This is a genomic window from Streptomyces fodineus (assembly GCF_001735805.1).
Lineage (GTDB): Bacteria > Actinomycetota > Actinomycetes > Streptomycetales > Streptomycetaceae > Streptomyces > Streptomyces fodineus.
Window position 1 is genome coordinate 9476983 of sequence record NZ_CP017248.1, and the last position, 20752, is coordinate 9497734.

Here is a 20752-nt window from a genome sequence, read left to right on the forward strand (position 1 = left end):
GGACGCGTCCTCTCGGCAGGACGCTACGACCCCTCGCGCCCGGCCGCCGGTCCAGCACCCTCGAACGGGTGACGGGGCCCTCCATCCGGGGCGGAGCGTTCGACGGGTCGTGTGCCTGCCGCAGCGCAGGGCTCCGCGTGCTCGCGCCCACCGCGCGAACGTGGCCGCGGCGCGGTTCAGCGGTTTCTCCAGGTGGGCGGCTTCCGCGGGGAGGGCCGCCACGTAGGCGGGCGGTCGGCCGGTTCAGCAGGCGCCCCAGGATTCGCGATCTCCTCGACCGCCCTCAGGGACGGTGGGCCCGCCCGGTTCGCAGTCCGCGCCCGCCCGTGTGCGCGTCCGGTTCGGCGCAGGTCGGCATCTGACCGGGTCGCCGCCCGGAGCAGGCAGACGCGTGGTCATCGGCCGCCTGTCCGGGCACGACGTGCGCCGCGCCATGAAAGCCGTCCTCCACGTCGACCGCAGCGGCATGATGGCGTACTCGCAATCCCGAGCCTTACCGCTCAGCCGGTCACACCGGAGAGCCGGCCGGCCCCGCGCACGCCGCAGCCGGCTCGTGATCACTTCCTCGGCTCCGACACCGCGCAGACCGCTGGTCACCTGCATGAACTCGTCGTCATCGACGGTCGCTTCGCGAGGCGTGGGCCAACGGCAACAGCAGGAGTCCACAGGCGGCGACCAGGATCCAACCCGGGCGAGAGTCGTGGGCAAGAGCGGCCGGGGTGCTGTTCGCCACGAGGCCGCCGGCGAGGGCGATGCCGAGCGCCGAGCCGAGCTGGCGTGCCGTGGACGTGATCGCGCCGGCCACGCCGGCCCGGGCCGGAGGCAGCCCACTGACCGCGGTGTTGGTGATCGGCGCGTTGGCGAAGCCGAACCCGATGCCGATCAGCAGATAGGCGAGAAGGAGAACAGACAGGCCCGTGTGTCGATCGAGTCCCACCAGGCACAGGGCGCCCGCCGTGATGAAACCGCCGGCCAGGGTGAGAGGCAGCCGGGGTCCGATACGACCGACCAGCCGGCCGGACCACGGTGCGCACAGCGTCGCTCCGACGGCCATGGGCAGGGTCGCCGCCCCGGCGGCCAACGGTGTGAACCCCCGGGTGTGCTGGAGGTAGAGGGTGTTGAGCAGTAGCGTCACGTTCAGGGCGACGAAGACCGCCACGGCGCCCAGAACCGCCCCGCTGAACACAGGACTGCGGAAGAGCCGCAGGTCCATGAGGGGTTCGGGCCGACGGCGCTCCACCCACACGAACCCCGCCGTCATCAGAGCGGTGAAGCCGTAGGCGGCCGACGCCGCCGGTGATGTCCAGCCGATGTGCGGCCCCTCGATGAGGACGCCGACACAGACAGCGATGAGCGCGGTGAGGAGAACCTGCCCCCGAAGGTCGAGTCGCCGCGCCCGCGGTCCCCGGGACTCGGGCACGAACACCGCGCTGAGTACCAGGGCGGCCGCGATGACCGGAGCGTTGATCCAGAACAGCGCCCGCCAGCCGAGCGCTGCGACGAGCCCGCCGCCCGTGACCGGACCGACGGCCATGCTGAGCCCGAACACCGATGCCCAGATGCCGATGGCCTGCGCCCGCTCCCGCGGGTCGGGCATGGCGTTGACCACGATCGCCAGAGCCACGGGACTGAGCATCGAGGCGCCGACGCCCTGCACCGCGCGGGCCGCGACGAGTGCGCCCACCGAGGGAGCCGTCGCGCAGAGCAGCGAGGCCGCACCGAACAAGGCCAGCCCCCACTGGAAGACGCGCCGGCGCCCGAACCGGTCGGCCAGCGCGCCGGAGGAGATCAGCAGACCGGCCAGGACGATGGTGTAGGCGTCCACGGTCCATTCAAGACTTCGGGTCCCGACACCCAGGGCACGCCCGATGGCCGGCAGTCCCACGTTGACGATGGTGGTGTCCAGCCCGACCAGAAACATGCTCAGGCAGCAGACGGCCAGCACCGTCCAGCGCCTGCGCGCGCTCAGAACGGGGGGAACGGGACGAGTCGTTGTGGCGGTCATGACCTGCCTTTTCATCTCGGGAACACTGCCTGGCCAGGCTCGGGCAGGACGGCGACCGCCGACGAGCGTCTTTGCGAAGACCGCAAAGGATCGGACACTGGACCGTGTGGACACGGAACTGCAGGGGATACTGGATGCCATCGGGCCGCGGCTGCGTACGCTGCGCCGGGACCGCGGACTGACGCTGGAGGCGCTGGCGGCCGCCACCGGGCTCTCGGTGAGCACGCTGTCCCGTCTCGAATCGGGCAAGCGGCGCCCGACGCTGGACCTGCTGATCCCGCTCGCGCGTGCGCATCGCGTGGCACTCGACCAGCTGGTGGACGCGCCGGCCACGGGTGACCCCCGGGTCCATCTCACGCCCCTGCGCAAGAGCCACGGCAGCGTTCTCGTGCCGCTGACGCAGTACCCGGGCCGCGTACAGGTCTTCAAGCACGTACTGGCCCCTCGCGAGCCGAGGCTGGTGAGCCACGAAGGCTACGAGTGGCTCTACGTCCTCGCCGGCGAGCTGCGCCTCGTTCTGGGAGACCGTGAATGCACTCTCCGGCCCGGCGAAGTCGCCGAGTTCGACACCAAGCAGCCGCACTGGTTCGGTCCGGCCGACGCGCGCCCGGTGGAGATCCTGCACCTGTTCGGACCACGAGGGGACCAAGCCGTCGTACGGACGAGACCGTCGCCGTCGGCCGCCGCACCGCAACCGTGACGGCACGCACCTCACCGCGGACGGTGACCGCGGCCCCCCAGCCGCTGATCGCGTCGGAGTCGGCAAACTCCTTCTGCGCCCCACGAGGGCGCAGAACGCCGTACCCGGTCTCCCACGACCAGGCGAAACCCGGTCGTGTCGCCCACACCCGGGCGGCAAAAGCCGCTATCCCGGTCTGGCCCGAACAATCGGCCGGAGAACAAGGGGACGGCGCATGAAGCCAGACCGCAGCACGCTTCGGACATCGCGGCGTGGCTTCCTCGTCGGGGGCGGCGCACTGGCCTCCGCCCTGACCGAGGCCCCCGTGGCACAGGCTCTGACCGGCGCCCGGGACATGCGCGGTGCAGTCCCCGGGTCGCTGCAGCACCCCCTGGTGACGCGCCCGGCGGACTGGCAGCCCGTGGCCAAGGGGCTGGGCAGGGCTGGGCAGTTGGGCGTGGACGGCCTCGTGTACCGGGCCACGTTTCCCCGGTACGACCTGAACCTGTCCTCGTATGGGGTCAGCGGCCTGGTGGAGGCGTCGTACGCGGCGTTCGCCCGTTACCCTGACGGCCGCACGATGTTCATGGGCGACGTGGTCGCCACCGAGGCCGAGCTGCAGTGGGTCACCGACGCCATCCAGGCCCACGGCCTGGAACAGTCCGCGATCCACAAACATCTGCTCGCCCACCGGCCCACGCTGTGGTGGACGCACGTCCGGGGCGTCTCCACCGACCCGGTGGCCCTGGCCTCCGCCATGCGAGCCTGCCTGGACGCCACCGCCACCCCCGGGCCCCGGGACCCTGACAGGACACCTCCGGCCGGTCTGGACACCGCCGCGATCGACGCCGCGCTCGGCGCGAAGGGCGTGAGCCAGGACGGCTACCGCTTCTCCTTCGCCCGCAAGGAGACCATCGGCGACGACGACCGCGTGGTGCCGCCGGCCATGGGTGTGACGACCTCCTTCACCTTCCACTCCGTGGGGAACGGCCGTGCCGCGGTGAGCGGGGACTTCGTCCTGACCGCCGATGAGGTCCAGCGGGTCATCAAGGCCCTGAGGCACGGCGGTGTCAAGGTCGTCGAGTTGCACAATCACGCTCTGAGTGACAGCCCCCGCCTCTTCTACCTCCACCTCTGGGCCGTCGGCCACGCCGTATCCCTGGCCCGCACCCTCCGGACGGCCGGCGCGGCCACCAACCTCGCCGCCGGTCACTGACTCGACCCGAACCAGAGCATCGCGTTGACGATAACTATAAGCTCCCTTATATTCATTCGCCATCTGATCCTTTGGGTTCGCGACGGGGTGCATCGACGATGGACATTGCTGCTCATGACGTGCGTGATCTCCCTGCACACGCGGTCGCGGTCGTCGGGATCGGCTGCCGGTTTCCGAGGGCGGACGGGCCGGACGCGTTCTGGCGGCTGCTGCGCGGCGGCGGTGACGCGATCACCGGCCGGCGCGGCGGCCGGGGTCCAGCGCGCGGCGGGTTCCTCGATCGGGTGGACGGGTTCGATCCCGGGTTCTTCGGCATCTCGCACCGTGAGGCCGTGGCGATGGACCCGCAGGAGCGGCTCGCCCTCGAACTGGCCTGGGAGGCCCTCGAGAACGCCAGGACCCTGCCCGGCGACCTGGAGGGCAGCCGGACGGGCGTGTTCCTGGGAGCGATCGCCGACGACTACGCGACACTCCTGCACGCCCTGGGTCCCGACGCGGTGACCGGTGTCCCGGAGACCGCGCGGGCCATCGACCTGCTGGCCCAGGGGGACGCCTCGGTCGCCTGGTGCGCGGCCTCGCGCTGAACGCCGCGCTGGTCGTGACCTCGCTGCCCGCGGAGGTGTTCACCGAACGGTTCCCGGACCCCGACCTGATCACCGCGACGGTGCTGCCACCGGCCGGGCGGGCGGTACAGCAGGACGACGGCTACCTCCTGTCGGGCCGCTGGGACCCACGCCAGCGGGATCACCCACGCCGACCGGGTGATGGCCGGGTTCCAGACCCCCGAAGGCGCCCCGAGGATCGCCGTCTTCGACGCCGCGCACGCGCGGGTGCTCGACACCTGGAGCACCACCGGGCTGCGCGGCACCGGCTCCCACGACTTCGAGGTCGCCGACCAGTTCGTCCCGGAGCGCCACACCTTCGGGCTCGTGCCCCGCGGCACCCGGCAGGAGCCGCTCCACCTGCGGCCGACAACCTCGCCCTCAAGATGGCGGGCGTGCCACTGGGCATCGGCAGGTCCGCCCTGAACACCGCCAAGGAGATCCTCGCCGCCAGGCGTTCCGCACCGCCCTGGCCGGGCGCCCCGGCCGACCTCGCGCACGTCGAGTAGCTGATCGGCGCGGCGGACGCCTACGTGTACTCCACGCTGGAGAACGCCTGGACCGCACAGGCGGCGGGCCGGACGCCCGAACGCGGCACGGCCGCGCTGGCCCGCCGGTGCGCGCACCGGGCCTGCCGGGAGGCCGTCCAACTCCGCTACGACGCCGTGGGATCGGCCGCGGTCGACACCGAACGCACCCCGCTCGACCGGTGCCTGCGCGACCTCATCACCGCGAGCCGCCACGTCGCGTCCTCGGAGAAGATCCTCGACGACGTCGGCAACCTGCGGCTCGGCCGCGACTCCACCTCACCCCACCTCTGATCACACCCCATCGGTGAGGAGCGACATTCCCCGCGAGGGCCCAGCGGACAACCCCCGTGCACCAGACAGTTCGGCCTGGGGCACGGGGGCGCGGTGCCACGGAAGCGGCTCAGCCGACGCAGCGCGAGCGCCGCCGGCGGCGGACAGCGAAGCAAACGCCGAGCAAGGCGGCGACGGCCGAGGCGGCGGCGCCCGCGGCGACGGGTACCCCGGCGGTCGCCCCGGGTGCGGCTGACGCGCGCGAGGGCGCGGCCGTACCGCCGTAACCGCCGCCCTCGCCCGCCCGGTCGTAGGCGGACCCCGGGAGCTTGTCGGCGTACTTCGCGTGCACCAGGCGCTGATAGGCGGCCAGGCTCACGCCGCCGTTCCCCACGGCGCGCCGCGCGTCGGGGTCGAGCGGCAGCACCCGGCCGTCGCGCACCACGTACCAGGCGTCGATCTGCGGTTCCCGGAAGACGGTTCCGAGGCCGTGCGCCTTGCTGACGAAGTCGGTCTCGTCACCGCCGGACGCGATGTCGACGACCCTCCACCCCTTCGCCGACCGTACGGTCCACACCGAGGCGACCTGCCCGTCCGCGGAGACCGCCTTGCTGGCGACGAACTGCGGGTCGGCGACAGGGGCGCCCGGGTGTCCGGCGACGAACCCCGGGTCGAGGAAGTAGACGGTCACCGACGGCCCGACCAGGTGCGGCCGGGCCGCGCTCTGCGCGATCGCGCCATCACGGGCGAAGAAGCGTGAGAGGGTGAGGAAGGTGGCCGGGGTTGACGCCGCCTCGCGCGCCCGAGCGGTGTCAGCGGCGGTGAAGGGCGCCGGGAAGCCGCCGCCGGCCGCCGCGTGCGCGGTGGCGGGACCGAGTCCGCCGAGGGCCGCGAGGGCGGCGAGCACCACGACCGCCGCGCTCCTGCGGACGGGCGTGCGGCCCGCTGGCGCGCGCCGGCTCGGTGAGCGGCGCTCCGGTGACGTCGGGGTTGGTGACGTGCCGCTCGACGACGCCTCGGCCGTTGTGGCCTGGATCGGTGACGTGCTGATCGGTGGGGTCATGGGGTCACGCTCCGATCCCGTAGAGCGAGTGGGTCCACGTGAACGAGTCGTTGCTCACGTAGTAGTCGTAATCCCCCCAGTTGTAGCGGTAGTTGGAGGGCCACGGGTCGCCCCAGTAGACCTGGTTGTCGGAGGTGTCGTAGCCGTAGAGCACATGCATGTGCCCGCCCCCGGAGCTCCACTCGATGCGCGTCTCGATGGGGCGGCCGGCGTTGATCTCGTTCTGCACGGTGCCGTAGCGCAGATAACCGCTCACGTACGAACCGGGGTTGATGCCCATCCAGTCGAGGGCGTTCTGCACGTCGTCCAACGCCGCCTGCCAGTTGCCGCAGGTGCTGCCCTGGGGCCGGTTGAAAGCGGCGTCGCAGAACTGGTTCTGGGTGTAGTGGCGCCCGAACCACGACGCGATGGTGTCGCCGCTCGCCGCCCAGCACCAGTTGCTGTTCTGCTGCGCCTGCATGGTGATGTCGAGGCGCTTGGCGGCGGCAACGGCGGGGTGAGCGGCGGCCCGAGGGGCGGCGTGCGGTGCGGACTGCGGAGCGGCGTGAGCGGTGGCTGTCGGCACGAGGGCGGGCGTCAGGACGGCGACGGCCGCGAGGACCGATGCCGCCAGCCGTCTACGGCCCCGGGTGGTAGTGGACATGGCGTTCCTCCCAGTCAGGGTGGGGGTGGAGGAGCGCGTCCGGACGCTGCGACAGCAGCATCGATCTCTTGTCGGGCCCTGGTCAATGAAGTTATCCACAGGGCTGGCGGCGAAGTGAACTCCACCCGTACGGTTGTGAACGCCACAGCAGGTACCAGCAGTTGGCAGCGCAAGTAACGCCCGGTTCCAGGACGGGGAAGTGAACGTTCACAGGTAAACAATCAGATGGGGGTGGGGGGAGGGGAAGGGGAGGGGCCCAATGGCAGCACAAAGGCCCGATCGCCGTGCCACCCCGCCCCCCGGTCACCCAGCCCTCGGCTCGTCCCGCCGCCCCACCCCCGAGCCCGAACTCGCCGAAGCCCTGCGCACCGGCCCGTTCTCGGTCGCGCTCCGGGCCGCGCTCGCCGCACGTGGGCTGGCTCTGCATCGCGTGCAGCACCGGCTCGCCCAGCGCGGTATACGCGTCGGTGTGACCAGCCTCAGCTACTGGCAGCGCGGTGTGCGGCGCCCCGAGCGGCCCGAGTCGCTGCGTGCCGTCACCGCGCTCGAGGAGGTCCTGGAGCTTCCCCCGCACGCCCTCACCCGCCTGATAGGCCCACGTACCACCAGCGACCATCCCCCGGCCCGCCCGTATCGCACCTTGCTCGAACCCGCCGCCGCGCTCGAATCGCTGCTGGCGAGTCTGGCGGCACCGGCGGACGGCGGGCTGCACACCGTGATCCATTACGAGCACGTTCACATCGGTGCCCATCGAGAGCTCGCCGCCCGCGACTCGCAACACGTCGTACGAGCCCACCGCGATGGCGTCGACCGCTATCTCGCCATCCACCACGGCGACCCGGGCTGCGACACGGAACGGATACGAGTACGCGGTCTTGGCAACTGCCGGGTCGGGCGGATCCGGCGCCACGGCGCGTCGGGGGTGATCGTCGTCGAGCTGCTCTTCGACGGGCGGTTGAGAGTGGGGGAGACGGCAGTCCTGGGGTACCGCTTCGAGGACGGGACCGGCGGGCCCAGCCATGAGTACGTTCGCGGCTTCACCTACGGCGGCGGCCAGTATGTCCTCCAGGTCGGCTTCGACCGTGCCGCCCTGCCCGTCCACTGCCGACGCTTCGCCCGTGCCTCGGCGACCGCCCCTCGCGAGGCCGTCGCCGATCTGACACTGAACGCCTACGGCTCGGTCCACCTCGTGGAGCAGCAGATACGCCCGGGCGTCCTCGGCATCACATGGGAGTGGGACTAGGGCGATCGAGCGTGCAGGCGGTTCCGCGTCTGGTCGGCCCTGTCCGGGATGGTGCAGCGGATGCGCGCCCGCCGCGGGCCCGGAAGCTCCCCCCTGGCCGGGCGAACCGCACCGACTTCCCCAGACCCCGCACCCGGAACACTTCCGTCAATGCCACCAGGGCGGCTGCCGAGGGTTTGTCACTCCACGAGGCGCTCGGTCGGTTCCGAGATCCACGCGTCCGGCTCGGGACGCGTGCCGCCCCGCTCTTGCGCCGCCGGGAGCGGTCAGTGGATGGCCATGCCAAAGGCCAACAAGCCGAAGGGCATGAAGATCAAGGGCACTGATATGAGCGAGCCCATCCTCCAGGACGTTCTCGACCCGACGAAGACGCAGAACAGCGTCATCAGGACTGTGTAGACGACCAGGAAGTCGAATCCGATGACAAACGCGCCTGTACCCACCGTGCCCCCTCGTGACATCTGCCGCATGAGCGACGGCAGTTCTCTCTGCGTCTCCGCACCTCCTTATTTGAACATGTTCAAAAGCCTTCTGGCTAGGTCATTCCGTGGGAGCCGCGCGCGGGGGCCTGCCGGAGTGACTGCCGCCGTACGAGCCGACCGCGGCCGCTCTGTCTGCGAAGGACCGGCCAGGATCGGATTCCACGACCCCGGCCGCGTCTGGTGGCGAGGTCCTGAACCCGTGCTGACCTCGCCGTCTACACGTCAGGAGAAGACGATGTAGCCACCAGTGCCCAGCTTGTACCCCCCCTTGCCGGCGCAGTAGGCGTACGACCAGCTGCCGTTCGTGGCCGAGACCGTCTTGCCGTACGCCCACGAGCCGTTGTTGCACTCTGCGGAGGCTTGCATCAGGTCGCCTGAGGCGAAGCCCGTGCAGGCGCCCGCGCCGTAGGTGTTGTTGTCATGCCAACCCTGGCACGAGCCGGAGAGGGCCGCGGTGGGGGCTGCCTGAGCGCTGCTCACGGGAATCGCAAGCGCTATGAGAGCGCCCCCGGCCAGGGCCAGTGCCGCAGTCTTCGTACGCATGTGAGAAGTCCTTCCGTCGTCGGGGAGCCGGCCAGGCACGAGATCACCGCGAACGCGGTCCGACCGCCCGGCCTTGCCCGACCAGACTGGTGGGCCGGCCCGATGCTCGGCCACAGGCGACCGGCGAATGATGCGAGCGCGGGACGTCCCAGCTCACTACCTGCGGGAATGGGAGGCGGGTTGACGCACCGCTGGGAGGCGGGGAGGGGCGCCTACGGGGAGACATGAGTGAGATGTATTCGACAGGCGGCTCACCGGTTTCGTCACGGTGAGGGGTTGAGCCGCCGGACCGTGACGCCCCCCCCGGAGGTTGGCCGTCGTGCGGTGCGGACGCCGGAGTGTCGGTGCTTGGCGTGCCCGGCGCTCAAGCCGCCGCCCGGGCTCGGGTCTGTGGGCCCTTGGGGTGGAAGCCCGTGCCCGCTTGTGTCTGCGGCCAGGCCAGCCCGCCACGCCGAACAACTGCCCTGGTCACGGGTTCGTACGGCACAGGGGGACCGACCGATGGTGACACACATGTCCGCTGTTCCGCTGCCCTGCGGTCATGTCCGAGGTGCCGGGGTCGGCAGCCTGACGAACTGTCACAGACCGTCGGCACAGCTCAACTCAGCGGTCCCCGGCCCCTGTCCGGATCAACATCTGCTTCACCACGTAGGACCGATCCACGCGTCCCTTGCCAAAACGGATCTTGGTCGTGAATGATCACGCCCTGCGGGGGGCGTGGTGATCTGACGAGTGGCCTGTGGCCTGCCTCCCTGCCACACACCTGCTTTACACTTCCCAACCGTTTTCATCATCAGGAATTCCAGGGGGAACCATGCCTGCCCAGGATGCCATGAGCACGCCAAGCGCGCCGGACGTACAGGCGGCGCAAGCCGATGAACGCCCGCTACCGCCTGCCCGGTCCCGCGGCAATGCCGTCGCCGGCTGGGTCCTCACCATCGCGCTGAACGTGGCGGCCCCGATCTTCACGTACAACGCCCTGCGCGATCACGGGTGGAGCGAGTTCGCTGCGCTGCTGGCGAGCGGCGCCTGGCCGGTGCTCGACAGCGCCGTGCACCTCGCGTGGAGGCGCCGCCTCGACGAGTTCGCCTTGGTGACCTTGGTGTTCCTGGTGATCACGGCTGTGGTGTCGCTCATCGGCCCCCACTCGGCCCAGGCCCTGCTGGTGAAGGACTCGGCCATCACCGGGCTGTTCGGGCTGCTGTGCCTGGCGACGCTGCCGGCCCCGCGACCGCTGATGTTCTATTTCGGCCGCAAGTTCGCCACCGACGGCACCGCCGCCAGCACCGCCTGGTGGAATGGCCTGTGGCAGTTCGAAGGATTCCGCACCACCATGCGGACGATGACGGTGGTCTGGGGAGTGGCCTACTGCCTGGAGGCGGTGGTCCGCATCGCGCTGACCTCCGTGCTGAGCACCGACACCATGGTGACCCTGAGCCCGATCCTGATCTACGGCGTGCTCGGCAGCCTCATCCTGTGGACGGCCATGTACGGAAAGCGGTCCCGGCGCAGGGGTGAGGAGCGTACCGCCGCGGCTGCGGCCCAGGGCTGAGGTCCAACTTCAAAGATCATCGGAAGATGGCCGCGGTGGAGTAATACGGCGACGCCATGAACTTGCCGGTCACGAAGGGGAGTTGCGCTCTCCACTGACACCGCGTCCCGTGGCCTGCCGGCCTCGTGTGGCAGACCGGCAGGTCATCGGCACCGGCGGCGCCAACTGGTCCGGCTCCACCAATGTGCAGATCGAGTTCTTCGACAACCAGGGGATCGCCTATTCCATGCGCGTCGAGGGCACCAACCGGTATGGGCCACGTCGTCGGGTGCTGAGCGGGCCGGCCGTGGCGCCGGACGGGCGTGAGTCGCTGGATCTGGCCGCGGCGATCGGCACGCCGGCAACCGAGCGGGCCGGCGAACTCCCTGCCACAGGCCCCTACTTGCCCGCTTAGGGGCAGTGCTCACCAGGCCATTTGGGAGCAGATTCTTACCTGGATCGCTCCGCGACTCTCCCGTCACTCTCTAAAATCTTGGCATGGGCATTCTCATACCGCGGTTCGCCCCGGCACTCGTGTGCGTGCTGGCCTTCGCTGTGATCTTCGGTACTTTCGTCAAGAGCCTTCTGCCTCGGATCAACAACGTCCTTGCCGAACGGCGGGATGCCATTGATGGTCAGAGGGAACGGGCTCAGCGGACGATGAGTGAGGCCGGTGAAGTCCTCGCCAAGTACCGCGAGGAGTTGGCTGAGGCCCGGCACGAGGCGGCTCGCCTGCGTCAGGAGGCGTTGGAGCAGGGCACGGAACTGATCACTGAGATCCGCGCCGAGGGCCTGCGGGAACGCGAATCGATGATCGCGGAAGCTCAGGCACGGCTCGCGGCCGACCGGGTGATTGCGGAAGCGGAGCTTCGCGGTGTCGTCGTGTCGCTGGCCACGGAGCTGGCCGGCCGGGTAGTTGGCGAGCCGATTGACAGTGTCGCCCGCGAGAGCGACCTCGTGGACCGCTTCTTCTCGGATCTTGACGCCCGAAGCGCGGCAGGTTTGCAGTAGATGCCGTCCCACGTCGGCACATGCACCGTGCAGCAGAAGGTGACGCGCGGCGCTCGGGGTTCACTTCGGCTCACAAGCCGGGATCCTCGAACTGGTCGAGGTCGAACTGGTCGAGAAGGAAGTCGACCGGTGTGAGGCCCGAGGCGGCGGAAGTGTCGTCGTGAAGGACCTGTTCCGCCCAGATGACCTTGCCGCGAGTGGTGTACCGCGTTCCCCATCGCTGGGCGAACTGCGCCACCAGGAACAGCCCCCGTCCGCCTTCGTCCGTGGTCGCCGCGCGCCGCAGGCGCGGCGAGGTGCCGCTGCCGTCCGACACCTCGCAGATCAGACAGCGTCCGCGCAGCAGCCGCACGCAGACCGGTGGCGAACCGTACCGGATCGCGTTCGTGACCAACTCGCTGACGATCAGTTCCGTGGCAAATACGATCTCCTCCAGCCCCCACGCCAGCAACGTCTCCCTGCAGCGCGCCCGCACCGAGGGAACCAGCGCCGGGTCCGGCGGCACGTCCCACTCGGCCACGTGCGAGGGCGGGATCATCCGGGTACGCGCCGTCAGCAGAGCGATGTCGTCGGAGGAGTGTGACGGCTTCAGCGCGTCGATCACCGCCTGACACGTCTCCTCCGGCGTGCGGCCTCCGGAGCCGCCCAACGCCTGGCGCAGCCTCCCCATCCCGACGTCGATGTCGTGGGTGCGGTTCTCCAGCAGGCCATCGGTGTACAGAACCAGTTGTGAACCCTCCGGCAGGGACACCTCGACGGTCTCGAAGGGATAGCCGCCCAGACCCAGCGGCGCCGAAGCCGGCACACCAGGGCAGATGACCGTCCCGTCCGGGCGTACCACCACCGGTTCCGGGTGTCCGGCACGGGCCATCGTGCAGACGCCCGCCACCGGGTCGTAGACCGCGTACAGACAGGTCGCTCCGGTCACCCCCTCGCCCTCGTGGCCGTCGGAGGCATCGCCCGTGTTCTCCTCGTTGTCCATGCGGACGACGAGGTCGTCCAGATTCCCGAGCACCTCGTCCACGGGCAGGTCCAGGGTGGAGAAGTTGTGCACGGCGGTGCGCAGCCGACCCATCGTCGCCGCCGCGTGCAGCCCGTGACCGACGACGTCACCCATGACCAGGGCCACGCGCCCGCCCGGAAGCGGGATGACGTCGAACCAGTCCCCGCCCACCCCCGCCTCCGCGGGCAGATAGCGCCAGGCCACCTCCAGCGCGTCCTGCTCCGGCTGCCTCCGCGGCAGCAGGCTGCGCTGCAGCGTCACCGCCATCGCGTGTTCCCGGGTGAACCTCCGAGCGTTGTCGATGGCCACCGCCGCCCGTACGGCCAGTTCCTCCGCGAAGGCGAGATCCTCCGGCTCGAACACCGGGGAATCCACCGTCCTGTAGAAGTTCGCCACGCCCAGCGCTACGTTCCGCGCCCGCAGCGGCACGGTCACCAGCGACTGCAGCCCGCACTCCAGGGACTTGCGGGCGCGCTCCGGATCCTGTTCCCGCCAGCCCTGTGCCTGCCGCAGGTCCGCCTCCAGCATGCCGCGCCCCTCCTGCAGCGTCCGCATCTGCGGGGTGTCGGCCGAGAACGTGATCACTTCGCCCAGTGGATAAACCGGTATCATCCGCTGTTCGCCGCCGATCGCCGCCCGGCGCAGATGCCGCCAGCCCTCCGCCGTCGGCTCCCACCCCCGCAGCACCGCGTCGAGCAGATCCACCGTCACGAGGTCGGCGAACTGCGGCGCCGCGACGTCGGCCAGTTCCTGGGCCGTACGCTCCACATCCAGCGTGGTCCCGATCCGCCCTCCGGCTTCGTACAGCAGTTTCAACCTCTCGCGCGCGACCTCGGCCCGCCCCGAGACCGCCGCCAGCTCCGTGGTGTCCCGGAGGGTGACCACGCTGCCTCCCCGGTTCGACTGCGGGTAGGTCGGCCGCTTGTTCACCGAGAGCAGTCGGTCACCTGCGAGGTGCACCTCATCGGTGACCGCCTCCGGCGACGACAGCAGGTGCATGACCGGCTCCGACAGTCCCAGCTCCCGCACCGGGCGCCCCTGCACGTCCGCGGGGAGTCCGAGCAGCCGCGCCGCCTCGTCGTTCGCGAGCAGCAGTCGGCCGTCGGCACTGGTGATCAGCACGCCTTCCCGCACCGCGTGCAGGACCGCGTCGTGGTGCTCGTACAACTGCGCCAGCTCCACCGGGGCCAGGCCGTGCGTCTGTCGCCGCAGCCGCCGGGACACCAGCATCGTTCCGGTCGTGGCCAGCGCCAGCGCGGCCACGCCACTGGTCAGGATGATCTGCAGCTGCGGCGTCCACATTCCCGTCACGTTCCTGACCGTGATGCCGGCGGAGACCAGGCCGACCACCTTGCCGTGCGAGTCGGTCACCGGGACCACCGCCTGCACGTCCGTCCCCTTGCCCGCGGGCAACGGCGGCCCGCCGGCCTGCTCGACGACGGTACGGCCCTGCAGCGCCGGTGCGATGGTGCCGACGAACTTCTTCCCGATCTCCTGCGGATAGGGGTACGTGTAACGAATGCCCTGCGTGTTCATGACGACGATGAAATCCACTCCCGCGCGCCGGCGCGCCGCCTCGGCCCGCGGCTGGAGAACCGCCGTCGGGTCCCGGCTCTGCAGCGCCGCGGCCACCCCAGGGGCATTCGCGAACGACTGGGCCGCGACGACCGACTCCCGTCGCCCATGCTGCAGAGCCTCACTCGCCGCCTGGAGCACCATGCCCACCACCGCGGCCACGACCAGCAGGACCACGATGACGACCTGGAGAAGGAACACCTGACCGGCCGCGCTGTGCAGGTCCAGCAGGGAAGCACGAGGTTCGCGCGAGCGTCCGACGGGCGGATGATGTTCCGGACTCCGAGAGTGCCCGGAAAATACCTCCATACACCCTTGATAGCATCACTGTGCGGAAGCCGACGCTGATCACGCCCGCGTCGCGCGGCTGCCCCGTCCGCCGCGCCGGAGCACGGCCGACAGCTCTCCCTCCACCTCGATGACCAGCCGCTTGCCCACGGGGGGAGGCGGCCGCCCGGCGAAGTCTGTTCGCGTGGTCCGGCACGACAGGGAGGCAGGCGCTCTCATCAGGCCCCCGGGTCGTGGAAGGCCCGCTCACAGCCGTGGGGCGCGTTCCGGGAATGCTCCACCTGGTCCAGCGGCTGCTCGGCGCGCATGGGCACATGCGCTCTCAAGAAACGAAGCCTGCTATGCCCCGATAAGATGCGTTTTGTGACCACGGTAAGACGCCCTCAGCGTCACCGCCCTCCCTACGGTGGCCGACGCGAGACAGTACTGCTGTCCCCCGTGATTCTTACCGTCCTGATCACCGGTCTGGCCTTCGCCACCCCCAGGGAGATCGCCTTCAGCCGACTCCTGCCCGCCGCACCCGCCCTCGCCGCCGCGATGTGGCCGGTGCTCCCGACGATCCTGCTGGGGGCGTTCTGCCTACTGGTCATGATCGGGCTCAGCCTCGTCTACTCCGATCTGGGAACGCCCTATACGGCGGCTGCGATCGTTGCGGTCACCTTGGCGGCCGCGTATACGAGCCATCTCCGGCTGCAGCGAGAGGAGACCCTCTTCCAGATCCGCCTCGTCGCCGACGCAGCGCAACAGGTGCTGCTGCGCCCGCTGCCGCGCCGGGTCCAGGACGTCGAGATCGAGTCGCTGTATCTGGCGGCTCAGGAGCAGGCCCGGATCGGAGGCGACTTCTACGAGGTGGCCGACACGCCGTACGGGGTCCGGCTGCTCATCGGTGACGTGCGCGGTAAGGGGCTGTCGGCGGTGGGGGCGGCCTCGGCGGTGATCAACTGCTTCAGGGAGAACGCGTACGACCAGCCGGATCTGAGGGGCATCATCCATCGGCTGGAGACCAGTATGTGCCGCTACAGCGTCGCGATCGTCGATCCGGATCAGACTGAGCACTTCGCCACCGCGCTGATCGCCGAGATCCCGTACGTGGGTGGGCATGTGAAAGTCCTCAACTGCGGGCACCCCCCGCCCCTGCTGATGCAGAGCGGACAGATCCGCGTCCTGGAGCCCACCGTCCCCTCGCCGCCCCTCAATCTCGCGACGCTCCTCGGAGACGACTACCACGTCGACACCGTCGCCTTCGCCTCGGGCGACCAGATGCTTCTCTACACCGACGGCGTAACGGAGACCCGGGACCACACCGGCACGTTCTTCCCGCTTCCGGAGTGGATGCAGCAGCTCGGCCCGGCGGCGCCCCGTGAGCTGCTGGACCGGCTTCACCGGGACCTGCTCCACTACAGCGGCGGAAGGCTCGACGACGACATCGCGGCCGTCGCCGTCCGCTGTAGGCACCCCCGGACTTGCGGCGACTGACCCGGTGAGAGGCCGTCGCGCTGACGGCGCCGCGAGCCCGGCGCGGCGACGGGCACCAGGCCCCTTCCACCTCGCGCCTCCGCCCGGACCACGCCCACCGGCCGTGTCATGCCCTGCGCCTACGATTCCGACGAGCCTGCCTCGTGGCTGATCAGGGGTGCCCGGCGGGTCCACTTCACCCACGATGCCGCCGGACGCGGGCCGGCCCGCGCCTTCGGGGACGCGATCGGTACGACGTCGGCCTGGGACGAGGCCGGACGGCTCATCGCGCAAACGCATCACCATGGGAGCCCGGGCCGTCAACAGCCGAGTCCACGCCCACCGCGCCGACGGACATCCGCTCTCCGCCTCGGGCCGCAACCGTTCGGTGTTCTCCAGCGCGCGCCAGCTGCCGCCGTGCCTCGGCGAGCATCGGCTGGATCGTAGGGGTCAGTGCCGTACCACCATCGTGGGGTCTGTTCTGCCGAGGCGGGCCGTCCGCGGGCGGGCAAAGCCGGGCCGGCCGCCGCGGCCCGCGGCAAACGAGCGAAGCCAGCCAGGCAGAAGACCTGTGTTCGAGGTGCCGCCCTGCATATATCCACCCTGCGTACCGCCCCGTACCACCGACCACCGGCTCACAGCGGTGCCGGCCTGAGCCCTTGCACCCTGACGTGCTCTGAAGGTGGGAGGCGACGATGGTTCGCCCCTCATGGTCCCCGTCCGGGCGAAGTGCACCGTGTTTTGGGACACCTTTTACGCGACGCATGCAACTGTGGCCAGACCCTCGCTGTCTGACAGGGAGTCGGGCCCGTCAGGGCCGAAGAGCGAGAGAGCGGGGCAGGTCGTGGGACGGCGCAAGGGCGGCATAGGGATCGCACTCGTCACGGGTGCGATGCTGGTGGGCGTGAGTGCCTGTGGCGGGGGCGGCAGTGACAAGGCGAGCGGGAACGACGCGAAGGCGTCGGGCAAGCCGAGTGCGAGCGCCTCTCCGTCACCGACGAAGCCCGCGGGCCCGCCGATGCTGCTGGACACGATCACTCCGCAGCCGGGCGCCACGGTCGGCGTGGCCATGCCCATCTCGGTGATCTTCACCAACCCGGTGGCGGCAAAGGCACGGGCCGCGGTGGAGAAGCACATGAAGGTGAGCGCCTCGCAGCCGGTGGTCGGCGCCTGGCACTGGATGGGTGACAAGCGCGCCGACTGGAGGCCGAAGTCGTACTGGCCCTCTGGCACGAAGGTGAGGATCGACGCCGACCTGAACGGCGTCAGCAACGGCGACGGACGCTACGGCGTGCGCAACTACACGCACACCTTCACGATCGGCGACGACGTGCGCGCGGATGTCTCGGTGACCGGCCACACCATGAAGGTGACCCGGAACGGCAAGCTGGTGCGCACCCTGTCCATCAACGCGGGCAGCGCCCAGTACCCGACGTGGAACGGCACGATGGCCGTCATCGACAAGCAGGAGAAGGTCCACATGACCTCCTGCAGCGTCGGCATCAGCTGCGACAAGGGCAGCCCCAACTACTACGACCTGACGTTGCCCTGGGACATCCACCTCACCCAGTCCGGCACATACGTGCACTACTCGACCGGCGACCCCAATCCCGGCAGCGGCAGCGCCCGCGGCTCGCACGGCTGCGTCCACCTGTCCATGCCGGACGCCAAGTGGTTCTACGGCCAGGTCAAGCAGGGCGACCCCGTCACCATCACCGGCTCGCCCCGTGCCAAGGCCGATGCCGACAACGGCTACGCCGACTTCAACCTGGGATGGGACGAGTGGCTCACAGGCAGCGCGTCCGGGGAGGGGACGACCGCGACGCTGTGATACGCCGCGGTGGCCGCGCCGGTCGGCATTCGATGATGCCGACCGGCGCGGCCACCGTCGTACTCGCCCTTCGGGCCGATCGGGGTGTCGTACGGGATGATCCGCGCTTTATGTCGCCGAGCGTCGCACTGGCCCGGGGTCCAGACGGAGGCCGACTTCTGGGACGTGGCGCTCCTGCTGAGCGGGGAGCCGGTCGAGTGCAGGCACCGGGTCCCGGTGCCCGACTGAGTTCGCTGGCCGAACTGAACGCGAGTTGCTGAAGCCGTTTCCGGCCGAACCGTTCGAAACCGGCTGGCTGTTCACCGAATCCTACTGCCTTGCCACAACTCGGCCCCGCGCCCCAAAGCCCGATTTCGCCGAAGGATGAGGCCACTTACTGCCTGCCGGTCTGGGAGTAGATGAATCGGACGGCGAGTTTTTCGATGTGAGGACCGGCCCGGTCTGCCAGGGCGAGACCGACCGCGGCCGCGAACCAGGAGATCGCCACCTCCCGCGAGGCGTACGAGACCGAAGCCGTGGCCGGCTTCGGTCCGGCCGGTGAATGCACCGGAGGACACATTCCAAGCGGTTTGGTCAATATTTACTTTTCCGGAATCCGTCTGCATAGTGACGCCTCGAAATACTGGTGCGTTGAGCCGAGGGGACCTTTTCTTGTCTCAGATCAACGATGGTGCCGCGCGCGAGGTGGAACTTGAGCGAGTTCAGGTTTCTGCCATAGGCGAGCTGCTCCACGAGCGGCTGGCCGGGGCGCGGGAGCAGCTGGCGCTCGTGCTCGCCTCGCCGTCCGACGGCGCGGGCGAGGCGTACGAGAGGGAGGTGGCGGCCGGGCGGCTGGCGGGGGAGGTCCGTCGGCTGCAGGGGGCCGAGGACGGGTTGGTCTTCGGCCGGATCGACCTGGCGGACGGGACCGTCCTGCGGATCGGGCGGCTGGGGCTGCAAAGGGACTTGGACGAGCTGCCACTGCTGGTGGATTGGCGGGCCGAGGCCGCGCGGCCTTTCTACGAGGCGACGCCGGTTCATCCCATGGGGCTGCGGCGGCGCCGCCATCTGCGCCTGGCGGGCCGCACGGTGGTCGGCGTGAGCGATGAGCTGCTTGACGGCTCCGCGCCCACCGGACAGGACGTGGTCGGCGACGGTCCGTTGACCGCGGCGCTCCAGGCTCGGCGCACGGGTCGGATGGGTGCTGCGGTCGCCACGCTCCAGGCCGAGCAGGACGAGATCGTCCGGTCGCCGCACCGCGGGGTAACGGTGGTGCAGGGCGGCCCGGGCACCGGAAAGACGGTGGTGGCGCTGCACCGCGCCGCGTATGTGCTGTACGCGTTCCCGAAGGCAGCCGAACGCGGCGTGCTCGTACTGGGGCCGAACGCGCGGTTCCTCGACTACATCAGCCAGGTCCTGCCCTCGCTCGGGGAGAACGACGTCGTCTTGGCGACGTGCGAGGAACTGGCCGGCGTCGTACCGGGCGCCGCGGACGCCTTCGAGGTGGCGCGCTTGAAAGGGGGTGCCGCACTGGCCGACGCGCTGGCCGCTGTGGTCCGCTCACGGCAGGCCACGGGCGGCGACTTCGACATCCGGGTCGGGCAGGAGTGGATTCGTCTGCAGGACAAGGATGTCGCACAAGCGCGGGAAGCGGCACAGACCAGTGGTCTCGCGCACAACCGGGCGCGTCGGCTGTTCAAGGAGCTGTTGGTCGACGCCGTCGTCCGTGAGCTCGCCCGCAGTGGTGCCGAGGTGCTTGAACGTATCGACGCTGAGGTCGCGCAACTGACCGGCCTCGACCTGGACCGGGCCGCGGCAGCGGATCTGCGCCGCCTCGGTCTTGACGACGCGCCCGCCACAGGCGCCGACGAGTTCGACGCCGACGCCGTGCGCGCCGACCTCCTGGACGATGCCTTGCTCGATCAGGCCGTCGAGGACCTGTGGCCGCGGCTCACGCCCGACGATGTGGTCCGCACCCTGCTGACGGACGGCGACGCGCCGGCCGCGTACCTGCGGCAGTTCACCGACGAGCAGCGGGCCCTGCTGCGGCGAACGCCCGGTGCGCCCTGGACGGACGCCGATGTGCCGCTTCTCGACGAGGCGGCGAGCCTGGTCGACGGCCCGCCTGAGCAGGTCTTCGGGCACGTCGTCGTCGACGAGGCACAAGAGCTCACCGCCATGCAGTGGCGGATGATCGTGCGCCGTTGCCCGGGCAGGTCGATGACACTGGTCGGAGATTTCGCCCAGGCAGGCCCGGCGACGGTGGCCCGGGACTGGAAGGAGGCACTCGGCCCGCACCTCGGACGGCGCTTCGACCTGCGCACCCTGACCGTCGGCTACCGGACCACGCAGGAGATCCTCGCCGCCACAGGGGACTTGCTCGCCCGGATCGCCCCCGGCCGGCCACCGATCCGATCGATCCGGCGCGGCGAGGTGCCTCGAACCCTTGCCGCGGACCCTGAATCGCTCGTCACCGCCCTCGTGCGGGAGTTGCGAGAGCAGGGTGCGGCGTATCCGGGCGAGTTGGTCGGTGTGATCTGCGCCGACGGCCGGACGGAGCAGCTCGCGACTGCGGGGATCGAGCAGCATGCCCGACTGGTGCCGGCCTCACAGGCGCGCGGCTTGGAGTTCGACGCCGCCGTCGTGGTCGACCCGGACGGGATCACCGCCGCCCGCCCCGGGGGCGAGCGCGACCTGTACGTCGCCCTCACCCGGGCCACCAAGCGACTGTGCACCATCACCGTCTCGCCTACAGAGCCCGGTAGCAGTCACTCAGCGCGCACGGACCACAGAAGCTGAACCA

18 protein-coding genes are annotated in these 20752 nt (G+C 70.2%); 13 read left to right on the plus strand and 5 right to left on the minus strand.

The genetic code is table 11. The features are described from left to right. Positions 1-613: 613 nt before the first annotated feature. Positions 614-2005, minus strand: a complete 1392-nt coding sequence (locus BFF78_RS41185; protein WP_069783135.1) for an MFS transporter — start codon at positions 2003-2005, stop codon at positions 614-616. Positions 2006-2111: 106 nt separating this feature from the next. Between BFF78_RS41185 and BFF78_RS41190 the strand changes: the two genes are divergently transcribed. From BFF78_RS41190 to BFF78_RS41210, 5 genes are all read left to right on the plus strand, one after another. After that, positions 2112-2705 carry a helix-turn-helix domain-containing protein gene (locus BFF78_RS41190; protein WP_069783136.1) on the plus strand — a complete coding sequence of 198 codons (594 nt, stop codon included), beginning with the start codon at positions 2112-2114 and terminating at the stop codon, positions 2703-2705. A 214-nt stretch (positions 2706-2919) separates the two neighbouring features. Next, positions 2920-3900 carry a DUF1259 domain-containing protein gene (locus tag BFF78_RS41195; protein WP_079161692.1) on the plus strand — a complete coding sequence of 327 codons (981 nt, stop codon included), beginning with the start codon at positions 2920-2922 and terminating at the stop codon, positions 3898-3900. Positions 3901-4019: 119 nt separating this feature from the next. After that, a complete protein-coding gene (locus BFF78_RS41200) occupies positions 4020-4484 on the plus strand; it encodes a beta-ketoacyl synthase N-terminal-like domain-containing protein (RefSeq protein ID WP_069783137.1) in 465 nt (154 codons plus the stop codon). Positions 4485-4664: 180 nt separating this feature from the next. Further along, on the plus strand, positions 4665-4928 hold the full coding sequence (locus tag BFF78_RS41205) for a hypothetical protein (RefSeq protein WP_069783138.1): 264 nt from the start codon (positions 4665-4667) through the stop codon (positions 4926-4928). Positions 4929-5014: 86 nt separating this feature from the next. Continuing rightward, positions 5015-5323 (plus strand): acyl-CoA dehydrogenase family protein, encoded by a 309-nt coding sequence (locus BFF78_RS41210; RefSeq protein WP_227026188.1) that lies wholly within the window; start codon positions 5015-5017, stop codon positions 5321-5323. 109 nt (positions 5324-5432) lie between these two features. Here the strand turns inward: BFF78_RS41210 and BFF78_RS41215 are convergent, their stop codons facing one another. After that, complete coding sequence (locus BFF78_RS41215; protein ID WP_227026076.1) at positions 5433-6365, minus strand: hypothetical protein; 933 nt, start codon at positions 6363-6365, stop codon at positions 5433-5435. Between the two features lie 4 nt (positions 6366-6369). After that, the gene (locus BFF78_RS41220; protein ID WP_069783141.1) at positions 6370-7008 is read right to left on the minus strand and encodes a papain-like cysteine protease family protein; all 639 of its coding nucleotides are present in this window, start codon (positions 7006-7008) and stop codon (positions 6370-6372) included. A gap of 259 nt (positions 7009-7267) precedes the next feature. Between BFF78_RS41220 and BFF78_RS41225 the strand changes: the two genes are divergently transcribed. Together BFF78_RS41225 and BFF78_RS49475 are read left to right on the plus strand one after the other, a co-directional pair. After that, complete coding sequence (locus BFF78_RS41225; RefSeq protein ID WP_079161695.1) at positions 7268-8251, plus strand: hypothetical protein; 984 nt, start codon at positions 7268-7270, stop codon at positions 8249-8251. 273 nt (positions 8252-8524) lie between these two features. After that, positions 8525-8650, plus strand: coding sequence for a hypothetical protein (locus BFF78_RS49475; RefSeq protein ID WP_257786893.1), 126 nt, complete (start codon positions 8525-8527; stop codon positions 8648-8650). Positions 8651-8955: 305 nt separating this feature from the next. On the opposite strand, the gene BFF78_RS41235 is transcribed toward BFF78_RS49475, so the two are convergent. Further along, the gene (locus BFF78_RS41235; RefSeq protein WP_069783143.1) at positions 8956-9276 is read right to left on the minus strand and encodes a hypothetical protein; all 321 of its coding nucleotides are present in this window, start codon (positions 9274-9276) and stop codon (positions 8956-8958) included. Between the two features lie 832 nt (positions 9277-10108). Here BFF78_RS41235 and BFF78_RS41240 point away from each other — a divergent pair. The 3 genes from BFF78_RS41240 to atpF all read left to right on the plus strand — a co-directional run bounded on the left by BFF78_RS41240 (position 10109) and on the right by atpF (position 11818). Continuing rightward, complete coding sequence (locus BFF78_RS41240) at positions 10109-10828, plus strand: VC0807 family protein (RefSeq protein WP_069783144.1); 720 nt, start codon at positions 10109-10111, stop codon at positions 10826-10828. Between the two features lie 127 nt (positions 10829-10955). Continuing rightward, positions 10956-11222, plus strand: a complete 267-nt coding sequence (locus BFF78_RS41245; protein ID WP_069783145.1) for a hypothetical protein — start codon at positions 10956-10958, stop codon at positions 11220-11222. Positions 11223-11305: 83 nt separating this feature from the next. Next, complete coding sequence (gene atpF, locus BFF78_RS41250) at positions 11306-11818, plus strand: F0F1 ATP synthase subunit B (protein ID WP_069783146.1); 513 nt, start codon at positions 11306-11308, stop codon at positions 11816-11818. A gap of 70 nt (positions 11819-11888) precedes the next feature. On the opposite strand, the gene BFF78_RS41255 is transcribed toward atpF, so the two are convergent. Then, positions 11889-14705, minus strand: coding sequence for a SpoIIE family protein phosphatase (locus BFF78_RS41255; protein ID WP_069783147.1), 2817 nt, complete (start codon positions 14703-14705; stop codon positions 11889-11891). Positions 14706-15122: 417 nt separating this feature from the next. On the opposite strand from BFF78_RS41255, the gene BFF78_RS41260 reads away from it, so the two are divergent. From BFF78_RS41260 to BFF78_RS41270, 3 genes are all read left to right on the plus strand, one after another. Then, positions 15123-16160, plus strand: a complete 1038-nt coding sequence (locus BFF78_RS41260; RefSeq protein WP_069783148.1) for a PP2C family protein-serine/threonine phosphatase — start codon at positions 15123-15125, stop codon at positions 16158-16160. Positions 16161-16983: 823 nt separating this feature from the next. Next, positions 16984-17970 (plus strand): L,D-transpeptidase, encoded by a 987-nt coding sequence (locus BFF78_RS41265; protein WP_227026077.1) that lies wholly within the window; start codon positions 16984-16986, stop codon positions 17968-17970. A gap of 651 nt (positions 17971-18621) precedes the next feature. Continuing rightward, positions 18622-20748: a HelD family protein gene (locus tag BFF78_RS41270; protein ID WP_069783150.1), complete on the plus strand. Its 2127-nt coding sequence runs from the start codon at positions 18622-18624 to the stop codon at positions 20746-20748. Positions 20749-20752 lie beyond the last annotated feature (4 nt).

Coding starts and splice junctions, on each gene's coding strand:
- BFF78_RS41185 (WP_069783135.1), bottom strand. CDS start 2,005: ATGACCGCCACAACGACTCGTCCCGTTCCCCCCGTTCTGAGCGCGCGC.
- BFF78_RS41195 (WP_079161692.1), top strand. CDS start 2,920: ATGAAGCCAGACCGCAGCACGCTTCGGACATCGCGGCGTGGCTTCCTC.
- BFF78_RS41205 (WP_069783138.1), top strand. CDS start 4,665: ATGGCCGGGTTCCAGACCCCCGAAGGCGCCCCGAGGATCGCCGTCTTC.
- BFF78_RS41215 (WP_227026076.1), bottom strand. CDS start 6,365: ATGACCCCACCGATCAGCACGTCACCGATCCAGGCCACAACGGCCGAG.
- BFF78_RS41220 (WP_069783141.1), bottom strand. CDS start 7,008: ATGTCCACTACCACCCGGGGCCGTAGACGGCTGGCGGCATCGGTCCTC.
- BFF78_RS41225 (WP_079161695.1), top strand. CDS start 7,268: ATGGCAGCACAAAGGCCCGATCGCCGTGCCACCCCGCCCCCCGGTCAC.
- BFF78_RS49475 (WP_257786893.1), top strand. CDS start 8,525: ATGGCCATGCCAAAGGCCAACAAGCCGAAGGGCATGAAGATCAAGGGC.
- BFF78_RS41235 (WP_069783143.1), bottom strand. CDS start 9,276: ATGCGTACGAAGACTGCGGCACTGGCCCTGGCCGGGGGCGCTCTCATA.
- BFF78_RS41240 (WP_069783144.1), top strand. CDS start 10,109: ATGAGCACGCCAAGCGCGCCGGACGTACAGGCGGCGCAAGCCGATGAA.
- atpF (WP_069783146.1), top strand. CDS start 11,306: ATGGGCATTCTCATACCGCGGTTCGCCCCGGCACTCGTGTGCGTGCTG.
- BFF78_RS41255 (WP_069783147.1), bottom strand. CDS start 14,705: ATGGAGGTATTTTCCGGGCACTCTCGGAGTCCGGAACATCATCCGCCC.